Source organism: Pantoea sp. SGAir0215 (genome assembly GCF_043543215.1).
On the sequence record NZ_CP028031.1, the window covers coordinates 3,373,237 to 3,390,379 of the forward strand.

General features: G+C 42.7%; 17 protein-coding genes. 8 read left to right on the forward strand and 9 right to left on the reverse strand.

Annotation, left to right across the window (positions count from 1 at the left end):
* The first annotated feature begins 1 nt into the window (after position 1).
* From hisB to C1N64_RS15805, 8 genes are all read left to right on the forward strand, one after another.
* Positions 2 to 1,069, forward strand: a complete 1,068-nt coding sequence (gene hisB / locus C1N64_RS15770) for a bifunctional histidinol-phosphatase/imidazoleglycerol-phosphate dehydratase HisB (protein ID WP_324021243.1) — start codon at positions 2 to 4, stop codon at positions 1,067 to 1,069.
* The gene (gene hisH / locus C1N64_RS15775) at positions 1,069 to 1,659 is read left to right on the forward strand and encodes an imidazole glycerol phosphate synthase subunit HisH (RefSeq protein WP_006119831.1); all 591 of its coding nucleotides are present in this window, start codon (positions 1,069 to 1,071) and stop codon (positions 1,657 to 1,659) included. Before hisB ends, hisH begins: the two co-directional genes overlap by 1 nt.
* Positions 1,659 to 2,396, forward strand: coding sequence for a 1-(5-phosphoribosyl)-5-[(5-phosphoribosylamino)methylideneamino]imidazole-4-carboxamide isomerase (hisA, locus tag C1N64_RS15780; protein ID WP_033740446.1), 738 nt, complete (start codon positions 1,659 to 1,661; stop codon positions 2,394 to 2,396). The genes hisH and hisA overlap by 1 nt, the downstream gene beginning before the upstream one ends.
* Positions 2,378 to 3,154, forward strand: coding sequence for an imidazole glycerol phosphate synthase subunit HisF (hisF, locus tag C1N64_RS15785; RefSeq protein WP_006119833.1), 777 nt, complete (start codon positions 2,378 to 2,380; stop codon positions 3,152 to 3,154). Before hisA ends, hisF begins: the two co-directional genes overlap by 19 nt.
* A complete protein-coding gene (gene hisIE / locus C1N64_RS15790; protein WP_006119834.1) occupies positions 3,148 to 3,759 on the forward strand; it encodes a bifunctional phosphoribosyl-AMP cyclohydrolase/phosphoribosyl-ATP diphosphatase HisIE in 612 nt (203 codons plus the stop codon). Before hisF ends, hisIE begins: the two co-directional genes overlap by 7 nt.
* Before the next feature lie 73 nt (positions 3,760 to 3,832).
* Positions 3,833 to 4,309, forward strand: coding sequence for a YbaK/prolyl-tRNA synthetase associated domain-containing protein (locus C1N64_RS15795; protein ID WP_394514949.1), 477 nt, complete (start codon positions 3,833 to 3,835; stop codon positions 4,307 to 4,309).
* Positions 4,310 to 4,376: 67 nt separating this feature from the next.
* Positions 4,377 to 5,174: an ABC transporter substrate-binding protein gene (locus tag C1N64_RS15800; RefSeq protein ID WP_033740450.1), complete on the forward strand. Its 798-nt coding sequence runs from the start codon at positions 4,377 to 4,379 to the stop codon at positions 5,172 to 5,174.
* 106 nt (positions 5,175 to 5,280) lie between these two features.
* Positions 5,281 to 6,576: a succinylglutamate desuccinylase/aspartoacylase family protein gene (locus C1N64_RS15805; protein WP_033740451.1), complete on the forward strand. Its 1,296-nt coding sequence runs from the start codon at positions 5,281 to 5,283 to the stop codon at positions 6,574 to 6,576.
* Positions 6,577 to 6,711: 135 nt separating this feature from the next.
* Here the strand turns inward: C1N64_RS15805 and wzzB are convergent, their stop codons facing one another.
* The 9 genes from wzzB to C1N64_RS15850 all read right to left on the reverse strand — a co-directional run bounded on the left by wzzB (position 6,712) and on the right by C1N64_RS15850 (position 17,131).
* A complete protein-coding gene (gene wzzB / locus C1N64_RS15810; RefSeq protein WP_243835877.1) occupies positions 6,712 to 7,674 on the reverse strand; it encodes an LPS O-antigen chain length determinant protein WzzB in 963 nt (320 codons plus the stop codon).
* A gap of 154 nt (positions 7,675 to 7,828) precedes the next feature.
* The gene (gene gndA / locus C1N64_RS15815; RefSeq protein WP_205955487.1) at positions 7,829 to 9,238 is read right to left on the reverse strand and encodes an NADP-dependent phosphogluconate dehydrogenase; all 1,410 of its coding nucleotides are present in this window, start codon (positions 9,236 to 9,238) and stop codon (positions 7,829 to 7,831) included.
* 135 nt (positions 9,239 to 9,373) lie between these two features.
* Positions 9,374 to 10,981: an LTA synthase family protein gene (locus tag C1N64_RS15820; RefSeq protein WP_394514950.1), complete on the reverse strand. Its 1,608-nt coding sequence runs from the start codon at positions 10,979 to 10,981 to the stop codon at positions 9,374 to 9,376.
* 20 nt (positions 10,982 to 11,001) lie between these two features.
* Positions 11,002 to 12,099: a glycosyltransferase family 4 protein gene (locus C1N64_RS15825; protein ID WP_394514951.1), complete on the reverse strand. Its 1,098-nt coding sequence runs from the start codon at positions 12,097 to 12,099 to the stop codon at positions 11,002 to 11,004.
* A gap of 12 nt (positions 12,100 to 12,111) precedes the next feature.
* Positions 12,112 to 12,852, reverse strand: a complete 741-nt coding sequence (locus C1N64_RS15830) for a glycosyltransferase (RefSeq protein ID WP_205955489.1) — start codon at positions 12,850 to 12,852, stop codon at positions 12,112 to 12,114.
* Complete coding sequence (locus C1N64_RS15835) at positions 12,849 to 13,697, reverse strand: glycosyltransferase (protein ID WP_050504922.1); 849 nt, start codon at positions 13,695 to 13,697, stop codon at positions 12,849 to 12,851. Before C1N64_RS15835 ends, C1N64_RS15830 begins: the two co-directional genes overlap by 4 nt.
* The gene (locus C1N64_RS15840) at positions 13,698 to 14,738 is read right to left on the reverse strand and encodes an EpsG family protein (protein WP_033740460.1); all 1,041 of its coding nucleotides are present in this window, start codon (positions 14,736 to 14,738) and stop codon (positions 13,698 to 13,700) included.
* Positions 14,739 to 14,748: 10 nt separating this feature from the next.
* The gene (locus tag C1N64_RS15845; protein WP_033740463.1) at positions 14,749 to 15,615 is read right to left on the reverse strand and encodes a glycosyltransferase family 2 protein; all 867 of its coding nucleotides are present in this window, start codon (positions 15,613 to 15,615) and stop codon (positions 14,749 to 14,751) included.
* Complete coding sequence (locus C1N64_RS15850) at positions 15,605 to 17,131, reverse strand: lipopolysaccharide biosynthesis protein (RefSeq protein ID WP_205949847.1); 1,527 nt, start codon at positions 17,129 to 17,131, stop codon at positions 15,605 to 15,607. The genes C1N64_RS15845 and C1N64_RS15850 overlap by 11 nt, the downstream gene beginning before the upstream one ends.
* Between the last annotated feature and the right edge of the window lie 12 nt (positions 17,132 to 17,143).

The following is a 17,143-nucleotide window of genomic DNA, read 5'->3' on the forward strand; positions in this document are numbered from 1 at the left end:
CATGAGTCAGAAGACCCTTTTTATTGACCGCGATGGCACGATTATCTCGGAACCGCCGCAGGACTTTCAGGTGGATCGGATGGATAAGCTGGCGTTTGAGCCGGACGTCGTGCCTGCACTGCTGGCGCTGCAGGACGCAGGCTATCAGCTGGTGATGATTACCAATCAGGACGGTCTGGGCACGGACAGTTTTCCACAGGCGGACTTCGATGGCCCACACACGCTGATGATGCAGATTTTGTCATCGCAGGGCATTCGTTTTAGCGATGTGCTGATTTGTCCCCATAAGCCTGAAGACCGCTGCGCGTGCCGTAAGCCGAAAACCCAGATGGTTGAGGCCTGGCTGGCTGAAGGCGCCCTTGATACGGCCAACAGCTATGTGATTGGCGATCGCCAGACCGATATTCAGCTGGCGGAAAATATGGGGATTCAGGGCATTCGCTATGGCGCAGAAGGTCAGGACTGGAAAGCGATTCAGCAGCAGCTGACGCAGCGCGACCGCTACGCGCTGGTCCAACGCAACACCAAAGAAACCCAGGTCCGCGTGGAACTGTGGCTGGACCGCGAAGGCGGCAGTAAGATCAACACTGGCGTCGGCTTCTTTGATCATATGCTGGACCAGATTGCCGTGCACGGCGGCTTCCGCATGAACATCGACGTCAACGGTGACCTGTATATTGACGATCACCACACGGTAGAAGATACCGGTCTGGCATTAGGCGAAGCGCTGCTGAAAGCGTTGGGCGATAAGCGCGGCATTGGCCGTTTTGGCTTTGTGCTGCCGATGGATGAGTGCCTGGCGCGCTGTGCACTGGATATCTCTGGTCGTCCACATATCGAATTTAAAGCGGAATTCAGCTATCAGCGCGTTGGCGATCTGAGCACCGAGATGGTCGAGCACTTCTTCCGTTCCCTGTCCTACGCCATGATGAGCACCCTGCACCTGAAAACCAAAGGGAAAAACGATCATCACCGTGTGGAAAGTTTATTCAAAGCCTTTGGCCGGACCTTACGTCAGGCGATTCGCGTTGAGGGAAATACCCTGCCGAGCTCTAAAGGAGTGCTGTAATGAACGTGGTGATCCTGGATACAGGCTGTGCCAACCTGTCGTCGGTAAAGTGGGCCGTTGAACGTCTGGGCTATACGCCAGAGGTCAGTCGCCATCCGGATGTCGTCCTGCGCGCCGATAAGCTGTTTCTGCCCGGCGTTGGCACCGCGCAGGCGGCCATGAACCAACTGCAGGAGCGTGAGCTGATTGAGCTGGTCAAGGCCTGTACGCAGCCGGTGCTGGGTATTTGCCTGGGCATGCAGCTGCTGGGCAGCCACAGCGAAGAGAATGGCGGTGTGCCCACGCTGGGCATTATCGACCAGCCCGTGTCACTGATGGATACACAGGGTTTGCCGTTACCGCACATGGGCTGGAACCAGATCACCGCTCAGGCCGGTAATCATCTGTTCCGCGGCATTGATGAAGGCAGCTACTTCTACTTCGTACACAGCTTTGCGATGCCCGTAAATGCCAGCACCATTGCGCAGTGTCACTATGGTCAGGCGTTCACGGCCGCGGTACAGAAAGATAACTTCTTTGGCGTGCAGTTCCACCCGGAACGCTCTGGCAAAGTCGGCGCGCAGTTGCTGAAAAACTTCCTGGAGATGTAATGATTATCCCCGCATTAGATTTAATTGATGGCAAGGTTGTGCGCCTGCATCAGGGTGATTATGCCCGTCAGCGCGATTACGGCAGCGATCCGTTACCCCGCTTACAGGATTACGCACGCCAGGGCGCAACGGTACTGCACCTCGTGGATTTAACCGGTGCTAAAGATCCGGCGAAACGCCAGATTACCTTACTGAAAAGCCTGCTTAACGGCGTGGATGCGGTGGTCCAGGTTGGCGGCGGCATTCGCAGTCGGGAAGACGTTAAAGCGTTACTGGACGCGGGTGCCAGCCGTGTGGTGGTAGGGTCGACCGCCGTCAAACAGCCCGAGGAAGTGAAAGCCTGGTTTACCGAGTTTGGCCCGGACGCGATTGTGCTGGCGCTGGACGTCCGTATTGATGCGACCAACCGCAAAGAGGTGGCGATTAGCGGCTGGCAGGAAGCTGCGGGCGTTACGCTCGAAGAGGTCATTGAACAGTTCCAGCCTGTCGGGCTGAAGCATGTTCTGTGCACCGACATTTCCCGTGATGGTACGCTCAGCGGGTCGAACGTGGATCTGTATAAAGAAGTGACCGCACGCTTTCCGCAGATTGCGTTTCAGTCCTCAGGCGGTATTGGTGAACTCAGTGACGTTGCCGCCCTTCGCGGCAGCGGTGTTCAGGGCGTAATCGTCGGACGTGCGCTACTGGAAGGCAAATTTACAGTTTCGGAGGCCATAGCATGCTGGCAAAACGGATAATTCCTTGTCTCGATGTGCGTGACGGTCAGGTGGTAAAAGGCGTTCAGTTTCGTAACCACGAAATTATTGGCGACATCGTGCCGCTGGCGCAGCGCTATGCGCAAGAAGGTGCGGACGAGCTGGTGTTTTATGATATCACCGCTTCATCGGACGACCGCGTAGTGGATAAAAGCTGGGTTGCGCGCGTTGCCGAAGTCATCGACATTCCGTTCTGCGTGGCAGGTGGCATCAAAACCCCGGAAGATGCCGCGCGGATTCTGGAGTTTGGTGCGGACAAAATTTCCATTAACTCCCCTGCGCTGGCCGATCCTTCATTGATCACCCGCCTGGCCGACCGCTTTGGCGTCCAGTGCATCGTGGTCGGTATTGATACCTGGTTTGATGACGCCAGCGGGAAGTACCATGTTAATCAGTATACCGGCGACGAATCCCGTACCCGCGTGACCCAGTGGGAAACACTGGACTGGGTGCAGGAAGTGCAGAAACGGGGCGCAGGCGAGATTGTCCTCAACATGATGAACCAGGACGGCGTGCGCAACGGTTATGACCTGGTGCAGTTGAAAAAGGTACGTGATGTCTGCAAGGTACCGCTGATCGCCTCTGGCGGTGCGGGTACCATGACTCACTTCCTTGAAGCCTTTGAGCAGGCCAATGTCGATGGCGCGCTGGCGGCGTCGGTTTTTCACAAACAAATTATTAATATCGGCGAGCTGAAACGCTTTCTGATCGACAACGGTGTGGAGATTCGTGCGTGTTAACTGAACAACAACTGGCCCGGTTAGACTGGGAAAAAACCCAAGGCATGATGCCGGTCATCGTCCAGCACTCTGTTTCTGGTGAAGTTCTGATGCACGGTTATATGAATCAGGCGGCGCTGGAAAAAACGCTGCAGGACGGCAACGTGACGTTCTTTTCACGCACCAAAAACCGTCTGTGGACCAAAGGCGAGACCTCAGGACACTTTCTACAGGTCGTGAGCATCACACCTGACTGCGACAACGACACGTTGCTGGTGCTGGCCAACCCGATTGGCCCCACCTGCCATCTGGGCACCTCCAGCTGCTTCTCCCCTGCTGCGCCTGACTGGACGTTCCTCTATCAGTTGGAACAACTGCTGGCGTCCCGTAAGCAGGCCGACCCGGAAAGTTCTTACACTGCCAGACTCTATGCCAGCGGCACCAAACGTATTGCGCAGAAGGTCGGTGAAGAAGGCGTGGAAACCGCGCTGGCTGCCACGGTAAACGATCGTGAGGAACTGACGAACGAAGCCTCCGATCTGATCTATCACCTGCTGGTACTGCTGCAGGATCAGGATCTGGATCTCAGCACCATCATCAATAACCTGCGCGCCCGTCATAAGTGACAGACTGCGTTATGGCTGCTCGACGGTTTGCTGAGCAGCCTTTCCCGTCCATTTGACCTGTAAGGATTTTACCGTGACTACGCATGAAAAACTCATTGCTCTGCTCGACCAGCATCGCGCGCGTTACCGCCTGATGCAGCATGAGGCAACCGGCAAATGTGAAGCCGTTGCCAAAATTCGCGGCACGGCAGTCGGACAGGGCGCAAAGGCGCTGGTGTGTCATGTGAAAGGCAATGGCATCAAACAACATGTTCTGGCGGTACTGCCTGCGGATCAGCAGGCCGATCTCAGTAAAGTCGCCTCAGCCGTAGGCGGACGCCGGGCATCCCTTGCCTCGCCCGCAGAGGTCGATGTACTAACCGGCTGCGTATTTGGTGCGATTCCCCCGTTCAGCTTTCATCCTGATTTAACTGTGGTGGTCGACCCGCTGCTGTTTGAGCGCTATGACGAGATTGCCTTTAACGCCGGCGTACTCGACCAGTCTGTCGTACTGAATACCCAGGATTACCGTGGCCTTTGCCAGGCTAACATTGTGAAAATCATCCTCTAATTGCCATTATCCCGGGTGAAAGGTACTCTGCGTAATACACTATTACGACAACAGAAGACCGAAAACGATGGCAATCACTTCTCTGAAAACCCGTTTACACAAAGCGTTAGCGCTGGCCCTCCTGGCTGGCTGCGCGTTTGGCGCCCAGGCGAAAATTGAGCAGGTTCGCTTCGCTGTTGATCCCACCTATCCCCCTTTTGAATCCAAAACGCCGCAGGGGAAGCTGGTCGGCTTTGATATCGATTTAGGTAACGCGCTGTGCGCGCAGATGCAGGCCAAATGTGTCTGGGTGGAAAGCCAGTTCGACGGGATGATTCCGGCGCTTAAAGCGCGTAAATTCGACGCCATTCTGTCTGATATGGGCATCACCGAAGAGCGACTGAAGCAAATCGACTTTACCGTGCCGCTGTACGATACGCACACCCAGCTTATCGCGCGTAAGGGGTCGGGCCTGTTGCCCACCCCGGAATCGCTGAAAGGCAAAACCGTAGGCGTAGAACAAGGCACTGTGCAGGAGCGTTATGCCCGGGCAAAATGGCAACCTTTTGGCGTGACGGTCGTGCCCTATGGCGATCAGGCGCAGGTTGAAAGTGATCTGGTGGCCGGGCGCCTTGATGCGGTCTTTACCGATGCGGCTCAGGCGGCAAACGGTTTTCTCAAACAACCTCAGGGCAGCGCCTTTGAACTGGCCGGGCCGATTGTGAAAGACCCGATCATCGGGCCGGGCACGGCGATTGGCCTGCGTAAAGGCGATACCGAACTGAAAACTGCGCTGGATGATGCCTTCGCTGCCATTAAGAAAAATGGCACCTTTGACAAACTGCAAAAGAAATATTTCGCCACGGATATTTCCATTCAACCGTAACGTCAGGGCAGGCTTTTTCCCCCTCCTCCGCCTGCATGACTATACTCAATGACTTTATGGGCGGCATTTGTCCGCCCCTGAACCGACAAAAGGACATTAACACGGTATGTACCAACAACATCACCCTTTGTTAAGCGCCTCTCTCGGCACCCAGCGTGAAATTATCAGTTTTCATTTTGGCGATGATCACAGTCGCCAGGTCTATATTCAGGCTTCCTTACATGGCGACGAGATCCCGGGGATGGCGGTGGCCTGGTATCTTAAGCAGCGTTTACAGGCGCTGGAATCTGCCGGACGACTCAAAGCTTTTTTCTCCCTGATACCGGTATCCAATCCGCTGGCCCTGAGCCAACACTGGCACGGTACGCATCTGGGACGCTTCCACGCACAGTCCGGCCAGGATTTTAACCGCAAATTCCCGTCTCTGGGTGCACTTCTGGCGGGGGAACTGGCCGAGACGCTGACCCAGAATGAGAGTCAGAACCGGCAGCTGATTCGTGATGCGATTGACCGTTACTACCGTGACACAATCGCCAAAACTGAACTGGAAGCCCAGCGTTATACGCTGATGCGCATGGCCAGTCAGGCCGATCTGATGATTGATTTGCATTGTGACTGGGAGGCGGTTCCACACCTTTACACCACGCCACATGCATGGCCGGATATCGAACCCTTAGCACGCTGGCTGGGCAGTGAAGTGCAGCTACTGGCACAGATATCGGGGGGTGAGCCCTTCGACGAAGCCTGCTGTGAACCCTGGCTGACGCTGGCTGAAAAATTTGGTGAAACATTCCCGATGCCGCGCGGCCTGCTGCCGGTAACGCTGGAGCTACGTGGCGTACGTGATGTCTCGCCTGAACAGGCTGAGCAGGACGCAGATGCGATCATTAACGCGTTGCAGGAATCCGGCTATATCTCTGCGGCCGATACGTCCGTGTCCGTTGAAGTCGCTGCGCCGGTGATTGGCGGTGATGAGCTGGTGTCGGTGGTGAGCGGCGGCGAGGATGTGGTCGGTGTGGATGAGAGCGGCACCGGACTGGGTGCGCCTGGTGTGGCGCAGGCCGCAGAAGAAGGCAATATTATCAAGCAGCGTCACACCGAAGGCACGTCGGCTTTAATGCCGCCGCTTAAAAATCCCCCGACGCCGCTGGCGGGTTGTGAATATGTTCACTCACCGGTATCGGGCCTGATCCTGTATCGCAAACCGCTAGGCGCGCGAATCCGTCCAGGGGAAGTGGTTGCGGAGATTGTTGATCCTGTCACCGACCACATCACGCCGCTGGTCGCAGAATTTGGAGGCGTGCTATACGCGCGGCACTGGGCCAGATTTGCGACGGCAGGCATGCTGGTGTTAAGGCTGGCGGGCGATAAGGCGGTGAGGAGTGGGGAGTTGTTGGTTTAACATGGCATTTAATCATAATCGAATGAGTAATTATCTTCTTTTTGACTAAATCATCGATAAACGAAGTTATATATGGCTCAAGCGTGAGCACAGAAAAAAAAGGTTGGTCAAAATACAGGCCAACCTTTCAAATTTTTACAGGCCCCGATTACGATAGCTAATGAGTGAATTACGCCCAATAACTATAAATGATCCCAGTAGCGCTCCAATTATAAATGCAAGAATCAAAGCTAAGCCTTTTTTAGGACTAACGCGTTTAAGTGGTAAGTCAGGCTGCGAGATATAACGAAAAGATTGTAGGTTGTCAACCTCAATTTTTAGATGCGTAACAGCAAGTAAAGCACGTTGCGCGTCATAATATTCTTTGCTGAAATCTAATGGTTTGGAGTTTTCATTCTCTACCATCGCTTTAAGTGCATCACTGCCCAATAAATATAAAGTATCATCAGAAAGAAACTCTGCCTGATTAACTTGTAACTTACCTACATTAGATGCATCGGCGATTTTCAAAGCCTGTTTTATGACATCAAGACGATGCTCTTTTTGGTTCAATGCAACTTGCTTATAAGTATCTAAAGTATTGGTAAGCTCACGTGTTTTAACGCTTAAATTTCTTTTAATATCATCGCCATAGTCTTTAACAACCTCATCGTTTACCTGGGAAATATATTGAGTCAGTTGCATTTGGGCTTCTTTTGCGCTTTGTCCGACAAATGAAATGCTTACCGCGTCGTCACTACCCTTGACGGGCCTTAAAGTTAACGTCAGAGGCTTTTCGAGGTTAGCGAGAGCCCCAGCTAACGCGCTCATTGAAGCAGTAAAACGATTAAACATTTGAGTCTGGAGCCCAGTGAGCGAAGGTTTATCCTGTGGAGAGTCAGCATAAACGATACTCAATGCAGCATTGTAATTCGCGACCTGCCCAGCGGCAGGAAGAGTTACCGTCGATGTAGAAACCCACTTTTCTTTCACGACGTTGATGTAAACCACACCAATTAAAACAGAAATAATAACGGTAGAAATGATTACAACCTTACCACGCCATAGCTGTAAGACTAAATCAAATAAATCAATATCGGAATCAGGCTGCTCTTTCACGTACCCACCATGTGAGGATGAATGCTCGTCGTTTGTATTGCTTTTATTAGTCATAAATTCATTAATTCAGCTCGAATTACCTTTAATTGTGAGTCAAAGATCCAGAGTGACAATAATTGAAAAGCCTCCGTTAGAAAAGAGGCTTTTTTATATTTTATTCGAGCCACTCCGTATGGAACACACCTTCTTTATCGATGCGTTTATAGGTATGCGCACCAAAGAAGTCGCGTTGTGCCTGAATTAAATTAGCAGGCAGAACTGCTGAGCGGTAGCTGTCATAATACGCAACTGCTGACGAGAAGGTTGGTGTCGGGATTCCGTTCTGAACAGCAAAAGCAACCACATCACGGAGTGCTTGCTGATATTCATCAGCAATTTTTTTGAAGTAAGGTGCTAAAAGTAAGTTAGCAATATTTACATCCGCGGAATAAGCATCAGTGATTTTCTGAAGGAATTGAGCACGAATAATACAACCTGCACGGAAAATTTTAGCAATTTCACCATACTGCAGATCCCAGTTATATTGATCTGAGGCAGCCTTTAATTGTGAGAAGCCTTGTGCATAAGAAACAATTTTACCCAGATACAAAGCTTGACGAACTTTTTCAATAAATTCGGTTTTATCTCCGGTGAACTTTTTGGCTACTGGCCCACTTAAAACTTTAGAAGCAGCGACACGTTGAGATTTAAGAGAAGAAAGGTAGCGAGCAAATACAGATTCTGTGATTAATGATAACGGCTCACCGAGGTCAAGAGAACTCTGGCTCGTCCACTTCCCTGTCCCCTTATTAGCTGCTTCATCTAAAATGACATCAACTAAATAATTACCATCTTCATCTTTTTTGGTGAATATATCTTTAGTAATGTCTATGAGATAGCTACTTAACTCACCATTATTCCATTCCGTAAAGGTGTCGGCTAACTCTTCATTTGTTAAGTTGAGTGCACCTTTTAACAGAGAGTAGGCTTCTGCGATTAACTGCATATCACCATATTCAATGCCATTATGAACCATTTTAACATAATGGCCTGCGCCATCAGAACCAATATAAGTCACACAGGCTTCACCATCTTCGGCACGCGCTGCGATTTTGTTAAGAATAGGCGCAACAAGTTCGTAAGCTTCTTTTTGACCACCGGGCATAATTGAGGGCCCTTTAAGCGCCCCCTCTTCTCCGCCAGATACACCTGTGCCAATAAAATTAAATCCTTTATCCGATAGTTCTTTATTTCGACGGATAGTATCTTTATAGAAAGTATTACCACCATCTATTAAAATATCGCCTTTATCAAGATGTGGTGTGAGAGATGCAATAGTTTTATCAGTAGCCTCTCCAGCTTGCACCATTAATAAGATACGACGTGGCTTCTCAAGGGAGTCTACGAAATCCTCAACAGAATAAAATGGAGCTAATTTTTTGCCTGGATTTTCAGCAATCACTTCATCCGTTTTTTCACGCGAACGATTGAAAACTGAAACAGTATAACCGCGGCTCTCAATATTGAGAGCCAAATTACGGCCCATTACAGCCATACCTACAACGCCGATTTGTTGTTTGGACATTTTTTACTCCTTTCAGATTTACCGTTGCGACTCAATATGCATAAACACAGATTAGCATATTCTCGTAGAAAAAAACGACTAAAATTAGTGTAGCACAGTACGCAAAGACTTTAGATTCAAATAACTGTAAAAAATTCACCCACTGATAGTGTAATATTCAGAGATATCTTTATTTATAGATTCTGGATTGACTTCATAATTACCATCAGAATTTTTATTAATTATATAAATATCGTCGCCGATAGCAGATATATGCTGAAAAGGACTGTGACAATTATTATCAAACAATGAGCAACCAATGAAATAATTTGCGTGATTTTTGATACCAAGCATGTTCAGAATCGTTGGGGTTAGAGAAAGACTGTTTTTACCGGCACCATCTATGACAGTATGTTGCACACCAGCACCAATAATAACCAAGGGGATTTTATCCACAAAATACTTTGTATCAACGTCGAAACTTTTTTTAAATTCTGGTGCAGGAAAAGAGGCGTGATCAGCAGTAATAACTAATATCGTATCATTGTAATATTTAGACTTTTTAAAGTAATTAATAAACTCTCCGAGCTGATAATCATAATTATAAAACTTATTATAGATTTTATTGTTTCCATCTTTATAGCGTACATCTGGACTATCCATTCCGTGATGAGTTCCTGATGGATATACACCAATAAAAAAAGGTGTGTCTGTGTTATAACTTTCAAGAAGTTGCTTTAATGATTCAAAGACTTTTTTATCAGACATCCTGTCTCCCTGCTTCCATCCAAAATCTTCCATTCCATAAACTTTTCGAAAAGGCATTGATTTAAGCAAGGCATTAAGATTGCTATCGTTTTCAGTCGAGGCGAGGAAAAAAGTATTGAAATCATTTTCCTTTAGAATAGACGGGAGAGAAATAAGCCTCCCGAAATAGTTCGTTTCTACCTCTTTATGACTAATCTGAAAAAAACCACCAACTTTGTTATTAGTTCCATCTCTGTATTGATATGCTGATGTGAGCTGACCACGCAGCCCACGGAATGTAGCAGCAGTATGATTATAATAATTTTTTACTACAACGCCTTCATCATAGAGTTTATCGATATTCGGGGTAAGATGGAGATCTAAAGTGTTTTCACGATCAATAACATGTGAAGAAAAGCCTTCTGTAAAAACAATAATAACATTTTTAGGTTTACTTTCGATAAAATTAATATGATGCGAGTTTTCATAAACATTAAATTTTAAATACTTTTTTGCAATATCAGGGTAATTATATGATGGCTTGTAGGTCAACTGCTTATAGTAACCATGCGAGGCTGAAGAAAAATTTGAGATAGCACCATTAATAAAGAATAGTGGGATGAAGAGAACAATAAAATAAACTGAAAATTTTGTTTTTCGTGGAATCAAACAGGTCAAAGAAACAAGACAATATGTCAATGTAATAAGAAGCGTTTCAACAAACTGAGAATGCCCTATAGCCCTAAACTCCGACAGATTATCTAACGTCAGAGTTGAAACAAAATCCCCTGTCGATCTCAAAGAGGACACCTGAAGTCCCAAGGTGAAGCCATAAAAGAGACTGATAACAATACGAACAGGGCTGCCTAAAGCTCTGCAAGCAAAACTAAATAAAAGGATTTCGAGATAAATATTTAACTCTACACCTGTATCAAGATTACTCCTCTTTAGCAATAAGTGAGTTAATATTATTAGACTGGTGAAGTGCAAAAATAAAAGATATTTATATTTATTCATTTTCTTTATATTATTTAAAATTATTTTCTTTCGAAATAAACTTTGGAGTATTCTGCAACCATTGTCTCTTTAGTGAAAGTATCAAGAGTATGTTTTTTTGCCTGACGGCCTAATCTTTTGACTTCATCTGGATGATTGATTAAATACAACATCTTTTCAGCAAATTCTTCAGGTCCGTTTTTATAAAGTTGACCTGTAATATTGTCGAGCACCACTTCTGGTATACCCTCAACGCCATGCGCAATAGAGGGTATTTGAAAAAGTGCAGCTTCGGCAAAAACTAAACCAAATGCTTCCCACAGCGAAGGTTGGCAAAGTACATCAACATCATTAAAAAAAACGTTTTTGTCAATGATCCATCCCGGCATCACAATTTTATCTTCGAGACTGTATTTACTAATTAATTTTTTACACTCAGAAAAAAGTTTACCATTACCTGCCAGTGTAAATCTAACATTATTACTGACATGATATTTATTAACAAGAAGGTTAACTGCTTCGATAAATTCTAATGGATTTTTCTGTGTGTCCAGTCGTCCTAAAAATGCAAAATGCAAACCACGTTCGTTATGAAAGTTTTTTATCTCACATTGATAATCTTTTATACTCACGCCATTGTAAATCAAATGACTCTTAACCAAAGGATAATATGATATATATTTCTTGTTAACAGTGACATTTACATCACCGAATAATGTAGAAAAGTTCTCTAATAAATAATAAAAAATACGTTTAGGTAATGCTTCGTATTTATGAAACGCCACCCCATGAACCGTATGAACTATTTTATTGATTCCTGCAAATTTTGCAGCTATTCGAGCTACAATTCCAGGTTTAGTCGAATTGGTGTGTACAATATCAAAATTGTATTTCTTAAAGACTTTGTAGAGCGCAATAAAACTTTTTAAATCATGAAACCCAATATTTCTCTTTATTGAAGGAACAATGATGATTTCTACGTCAGCATTTCTGAATGATTCCACGAACTGTTCTGTTGGATTTTCACCGCAAATAACATACTTTTCTAAGTCACTATTTTTTAAACCACTAAGAATATCTAAAGAAATTTGTTGAACACCAGACATTTTGGGTATTACTTGAACATGAGCTATCTTCATTAATTATTCTCATTAATTCTTTTTAAAAATTTTTCTAAGAACTGCTTTAATCGTCCTGATTCGATAGCTAACTTTGAAGGATAAACTTGCGCCGCTTTTAAAACCCGTCGTTGTCACTGTCGCACTATGCCTACGATAGTGAATGAGTGGTTCGTCGATAAATTTAATTTTGCCATACAAAATAGCAGTTAAACCAATCCAAAGGTCATGGCCGAGACTTTCTTGAGGAAATGGAAAAGCCTTTTCAACTAATTTTCTGTTAAATGACATACAGCAACCATGGAAAGAACTTTTATATAATGTTCTAAAAAAACTCGAGCTCGGCTTTATGTATTTAAAATATGAATCAGCAATTGTTTTTTTTTGCTCATCAATAATTTTGCAATTGCAAACTACTAGTCTGGGCTCATTGGCTTTTAAGAACTCGATCGTCTTCTTTATGCGTCCTTCAATCCAGATATCATCCTGGTCCGACAAATAAACATAGTCTCCTTTGGCATTTTTTAACGCATTTTGTACATTTAATGAAACTTTATAAAGTGTATCACGCTGTTCATCGCGTTTACTTCTGTAATTCTGAAAAATTTTAATACGATCATCCCCGATGCTATTAATTTTACTAATTGTCAAATCAGTAGAATTATCATCTGAGATAACTATTTCATCATTGATGTCTAGTTGAGCCAAGATACTCCTGACCTGTTCCTCAATAAATGCTTCACCATTGAACGTTGGGATGCAAACAGAAATCATCTTTGGCCTCGAACATAAAAGCGGGAAAAATAGAGAATAAATTGTTTTTCTTTCGTTCTTAAAGTAAGTTTAATGGCTCTATTCAAAACCATAAAAAAATAAATACCATCATCAATAAAATTATTTCTATGGCAATTTCTTGCACATTTACAATAGATTTTGAACCTATTTAATAAAGAATTTGTATCAGGTTCATCATTGGAAAGATCCTGTATAACTAATAAAGGCATGACATAGAAACAGTCTACATTTCTTTTTAATTTTTCAATAAATTGAAAATCGCTAAAGTCTAAAAATACTTTTTCTTCATATCCACCACATTGAATGGCAGATGATGTATTTAGCATCATGCCACTGTTAATAGGAGAATAGCGATCGAGCGGATAAATTCCCGGTTCAATTTCTTTTAGAACGAATCCCCGATGCAGTGAATATCTTAAAGGTGAACATAGCTCACCTTTTGTAGTTTTAAGCCTTGGGGCAACTAGTTTAATATGCGGATTATTCTTTATAGCTTTAACGTATTCCTTAACCGAGTCTGGAGGAAATTTTGTGTCTTGATCGAGTAGTAATACATATTCATAATTAAGCTCTTTAGCTTTTGATAGTCCTTTATTATAAGCTGCGCTCACACCTGAATTAGAATAATCGTTTATATAATATACTTTCCTGCCACGATAGCTTTCTATTATTTCATTGTTGTCTTCACATGCAGGGGAATTGTCATATACAAAGATTTCGGAAATTAATCCCTCTACATCAGAATCTAGTATGCTATTAATACTGTCTGAATGACTCAAGCCTATTTTATAAAGAACGACAATCGGGAGGAATTTTATGTCCATTTAAAAATGATATCCAGAAATAATTTGATTGTGATATAAGTTTAAAGAAAGAATACAAGCGCTATATAAGATTACTAAAAGTTTTGCTACATTTTTTTGCTGACATCTGTAAACGATCATCGGTAGCAGTACTATTTCAGCCACGGCAAATATTTCACTCATTCTTATAGCAAAGGCTGGAATAGCTGAAAACAAAACTAAGCAAATGGGTGACAAAGCATATATTTTCAGAAACAAAACAAATCTTTCATCTCCGCTAAACTTTTTATAAGAAGCAAAAACAAAAATGAGAATAAATATACGGAACAATTGCATTATCGAAAAAACGTTGACTGGTTGTATCATTCCCTGCTGCGTTTGATAATTATATATTCTCAACTTTTCCTGAATGACCGGCACAGGTAAATATCCTAGCAATTCAACAGGGTTGATTTTCCATAATATCGAAAAATAGCAAAGCCCTATTGAACACAGAATAATATAAATATATTTGCTACTAATTTTCTTTCGATTAAATTTTAATGCGACAAGCATTACAACCATAGAAAAATGAAAACAACAGGCTGCAATGATGTAATAGATGAACTTTCTCTTATTACCTTCCACCAAAAATTTTAGCGCAAAAAAGCCTATTGCCACTCCAACGCCGATTCTTATCTGTGTCATCTCATGTAAAAAATAAAAATTACTGTAATACACAAGTAATGACAAGAATATATAAGGTGAAAACTGCTTAATATATTTCACTTTATAAAAAAGCGCTACGAAACAGAATGCTATAAAAATCAATTCATATGAATTAGTCAATAAATATGAGACCCAACTCATCAAATAAAAAGTTGGTTCTATAGTATAAGGTTCACCATCAATAATGTATTCGTAAATGCTTATATAGGTTTTATAATCTCGGTCGACATCAATACCACGAAAAGCCGCCAATATAAAAAGAGTGGTAATGAAGAAAAAATATATTTTTTTATTTTGATTATTTAATAGACTAAATAATGCCAACCCCGAAAAAATACATAAATATATTGCCATTATCAACCTGCTAATGATTATCGAATTTTCTTAGGCCTTTACAGAATAGATATTTTGCCAGATAAAATCTTCGCCTGATGCCCCAGAAAACTTTCATCGGTTTTGCCAAAATTTTATTATATAACCTGACGTTAAAACCAACACTTTCAATTTGGTTTTTCTTAATATCAGCGCCCATTAACGTGAAGCATTTGATTTTATCTTCCACATTTTTACTGCTATTCTCTTTGTAAGTCTTCCACCCGTGGTGTACGGCTTTAAGCGTACGTGGCGTTCGACAAGAATAGAGTTCTGGTCTGAGATAACGTATATGGTCGGGATAAAGCCCGAAACTATTTATTGACCAATCCCATCGATATAATGCTGCAGTAGTATCAACCGGAGAAATAAATAATTCGCCGATTTTTCGTTCCTTATCGTAAAGCGCTTTCTCTTGTGAAAGGATATTTTCAAAATACATATCGTTTTCAATATCAGCCCAGTCCAGCGACATTCCTAGTTTGCCAATACATTTGTATTGTTCCATATATTTCACAAGAACTGTAAGCCAGCATTCTTTATTTTCATTCAATGAGGGGAATTCAATGTCACCATCAGTTAACAAAAAATAGTTTGAATTATGACTCTCTTTTATTTTTTTTAGATGCTCGTTAACACCCAAAACCCATAGATTGCTTTTGTTTCTGAAAATCTTAATATTCTTGTATGTAGCATATTTGTCAAGCAACGCATTTTGAATAGGTGAATTCGAACTATTATCAATTACATAAATAAAATAAGGGTATAAGGTATTATTGATTATACTTTCAATACATAACTCAAGAAACTCATCATCATTCCTGGTCATGATTACTATCGGTAAGGCATTATCGTCCATATCGCGCTCTTAACTGGCTTTTAATTAACCCTCTTAAATCGGGACTCAAAACTGCAAATAATAACGTACATGGGACGCCTATTATTACAGTGAAAACACAACATTTAAAGAGTAAACTCATTACCCCCTCGACTTCAATGGGATAAGTTTTTGCGTAAGATACAAATATGAAACAGAAAAAAACGGCAATAATTGCTGGCACCCATGAGAGAAAATAGTCTTTGAGAAACGTATTTAAATCTAACTTGAACCCGTACTTATATAAATAGTACGGCCTGACAATCATTATAATTACTACATTTGAAAATATGGTACCTATTATTACTCCATTAATACCCATGTATTTAATTAATATTAAAGAGATTATTAGGTTTGCCACACCTTCTATTAGTGGCAAGTGTATATCTGACATATATCCATACGAAACCTTAAAAATATCAACTGCGCTTCTGGATATCAGGAAAAAACAATTTACACTTATTAAAAGGACAGATTCATTAGCGAGTAAAACTGACTTTCCTAGCCAAAGTGTTATGACATCATTGACGACAAAATAAAAGACAATGCTCACTACCGAAGCACATAAGAAAAAAAACACATTTACTTGAAGAAATTTTTTGTAAGTTGCTTCTCCCCCTTTATCATGTAAATAATTACCCAATGCTGCACTCAATGGTGCACTCACTGTCGTGATAAGAAACGATAACGCCTGGATAATCATGATATACGAGGAATAAGATGTTACATACGCTAGTCCTAGAAAAAATGAAACTAAAAGATAGTCAGTATTAAAAATCAACACCCCGGAAATTTTATGGATAAATGTTTTTTTCAGTTCTGTAAAAACTTCTTTCCTAAAAATTGTTGTTTCTTCTTTATTTTTTATGGATTTTAAATGATATTGTTTTTTTACGATGTTTTTAAAGAGGAGTAATTGCAGGATATTAGAAGTTAATTCAATAATACTAAAAACGATTATCCCATACCCTAGTTTTAGAGACAGAATTTGAAGAGAAAAACTTATTACCCTTCCTAAACCATTAATAACTCGTACATAATGTAATTTTTGGTCGGCTGAAAGTAATATTGATTCCGAACTGTAGCTATAAGATAGCGTCGTTGCTAATACGAAAAGCACCCAAGGTATATAAAGCTCAAGATACTGTAATTTATCTTTGACTATGAATGGGAGGAAAAAGGCTATAGCGAAGCCAATTATCAATACGAGAAGCTGTATTTTTTTATAGAGATCTCGGATGGTTGAAATAATTATTGAAAGTTCTGTATTGTCTTTCTTGTGTAAAGGTTTAAATAAAAGATACGTTGATGCAGTCCCAAGTCCTAGTTCAGCTAAATTTATAAAGCCTAACAATTGGTTGATCAGCAAATAAAAACCTGTAAGTTCACTTCCTAACTCATCAAGAAATACTTTCCTCACAAAAAAAGTCATGACCATTATGAGCACTGAAAAGAAAAGCCCATATTTGAATGATTTTATTACGTTTTCTCTTCTCATTATACGCTCATT

What these genes read in the sequence shown, in the direction of transcription:
- hisB (WP_324021243.1), top strand. Translation starts at nt 2, where the DNA reads ATGAGTCAGAAGACCCTTTTTATTGACCGCGATGGCACGATTATCTCG.
- hisH (WP_006119831.1), top strand. Translation starts at nt 1,069, where the DNA reads ATGAACGTGGTGATCCTGGATACAGGCTGTGCCAACCTGTCGTCGGTA.
- hisA (WP_033740446.1), top strand. Translation starts at nt 1,659, where the DNA reads ATGATTATCCCCGCATTAGATTTAATTGATGGCAAGGTTGTGCGCCTG.
- hisF (WP_006119833.1), top strand. Translation starts at nt 2,378, where the DNA reads ATGCTGGCAAAACGGATAATTCCTTGTCTCGATGTGCGTGACGGTCAG.
- C1N64_RS15800 (WP_033740450.1), top strand. Translation starts at nt 4,377, where the DNA reads ATGGCAATCACTTCTCTGAAAACCCGTTTACACAAAGCGTTAGCGCTG.
- C1N64_RS15805 (WP_033740451.1), top strand. Translation starts at nt 5,281, where the DNA reads ATGTACCAACAACATCACCCTTTGTTAAGCGCCTCTCTCGGCACCCAG.
- gndA (WP_205955487.1), bottom strand. Translation starts at nt 9,238, where the DNA reads ATGTCCAAACAACAAATCGGCGTTGTAGGTATGGCTGTAATGGGCCGT.
- C1N64_RS15820 (WP_394514950.1), bottom strand. Translation starts at nt 10,981, where the DNA reads ATGAATAAATATAAATATCTTTTATTTTTGCACTTCACCAGTCTAATA.
- C1N64_RS15825 (WP_394514951.1), bottom strand. Translation starts at nt 12,099, where the DNA reads ATGAAGATAGCTCATGTTCAAGTAATACCCAAAATGTCTGGTGTTCAA.
- C1N64_RS15830 (WP_205955489.1), bottom strand. Translation starts at nt 12,852, where the DNA reads ATGATTTCTGTTTGCATCCCAACGTTCAATGGTGAAGCATTTATTGAG.
- C1N64_RS15835 (WP_050504922.1), bottom strand. Translation starts at nt 13,697, where the DNA reads ATGGACATAAAATTCCTCCCGATTGTCGTTCTTTATAAAATAGGCTTG.
- C1N64_RS15840 (WP_033740460.1), bottom strand. Translation starts at nt 14,738, where the DNA reads ATGGCAATATATTTATGTATTTTTTCGGGGTTGGCATTATTTAGTCTA.
- C1N64_RS15845 (WP_033740463.1), bottom strand. Translation starts at nt 15,615, where the DNA reads ATGGACGATAATGCCTTACCGATAGTAATCATGACCAGGAATGATGAT.
- C1N64_RS15850 (WP_205949847.1), bottom strand. Translation starts at nt 17,131, where the DNA reads ATGAGAAGAGAAAACGTAATAAAATCATTCAAATATGGGCTTTTCTTT.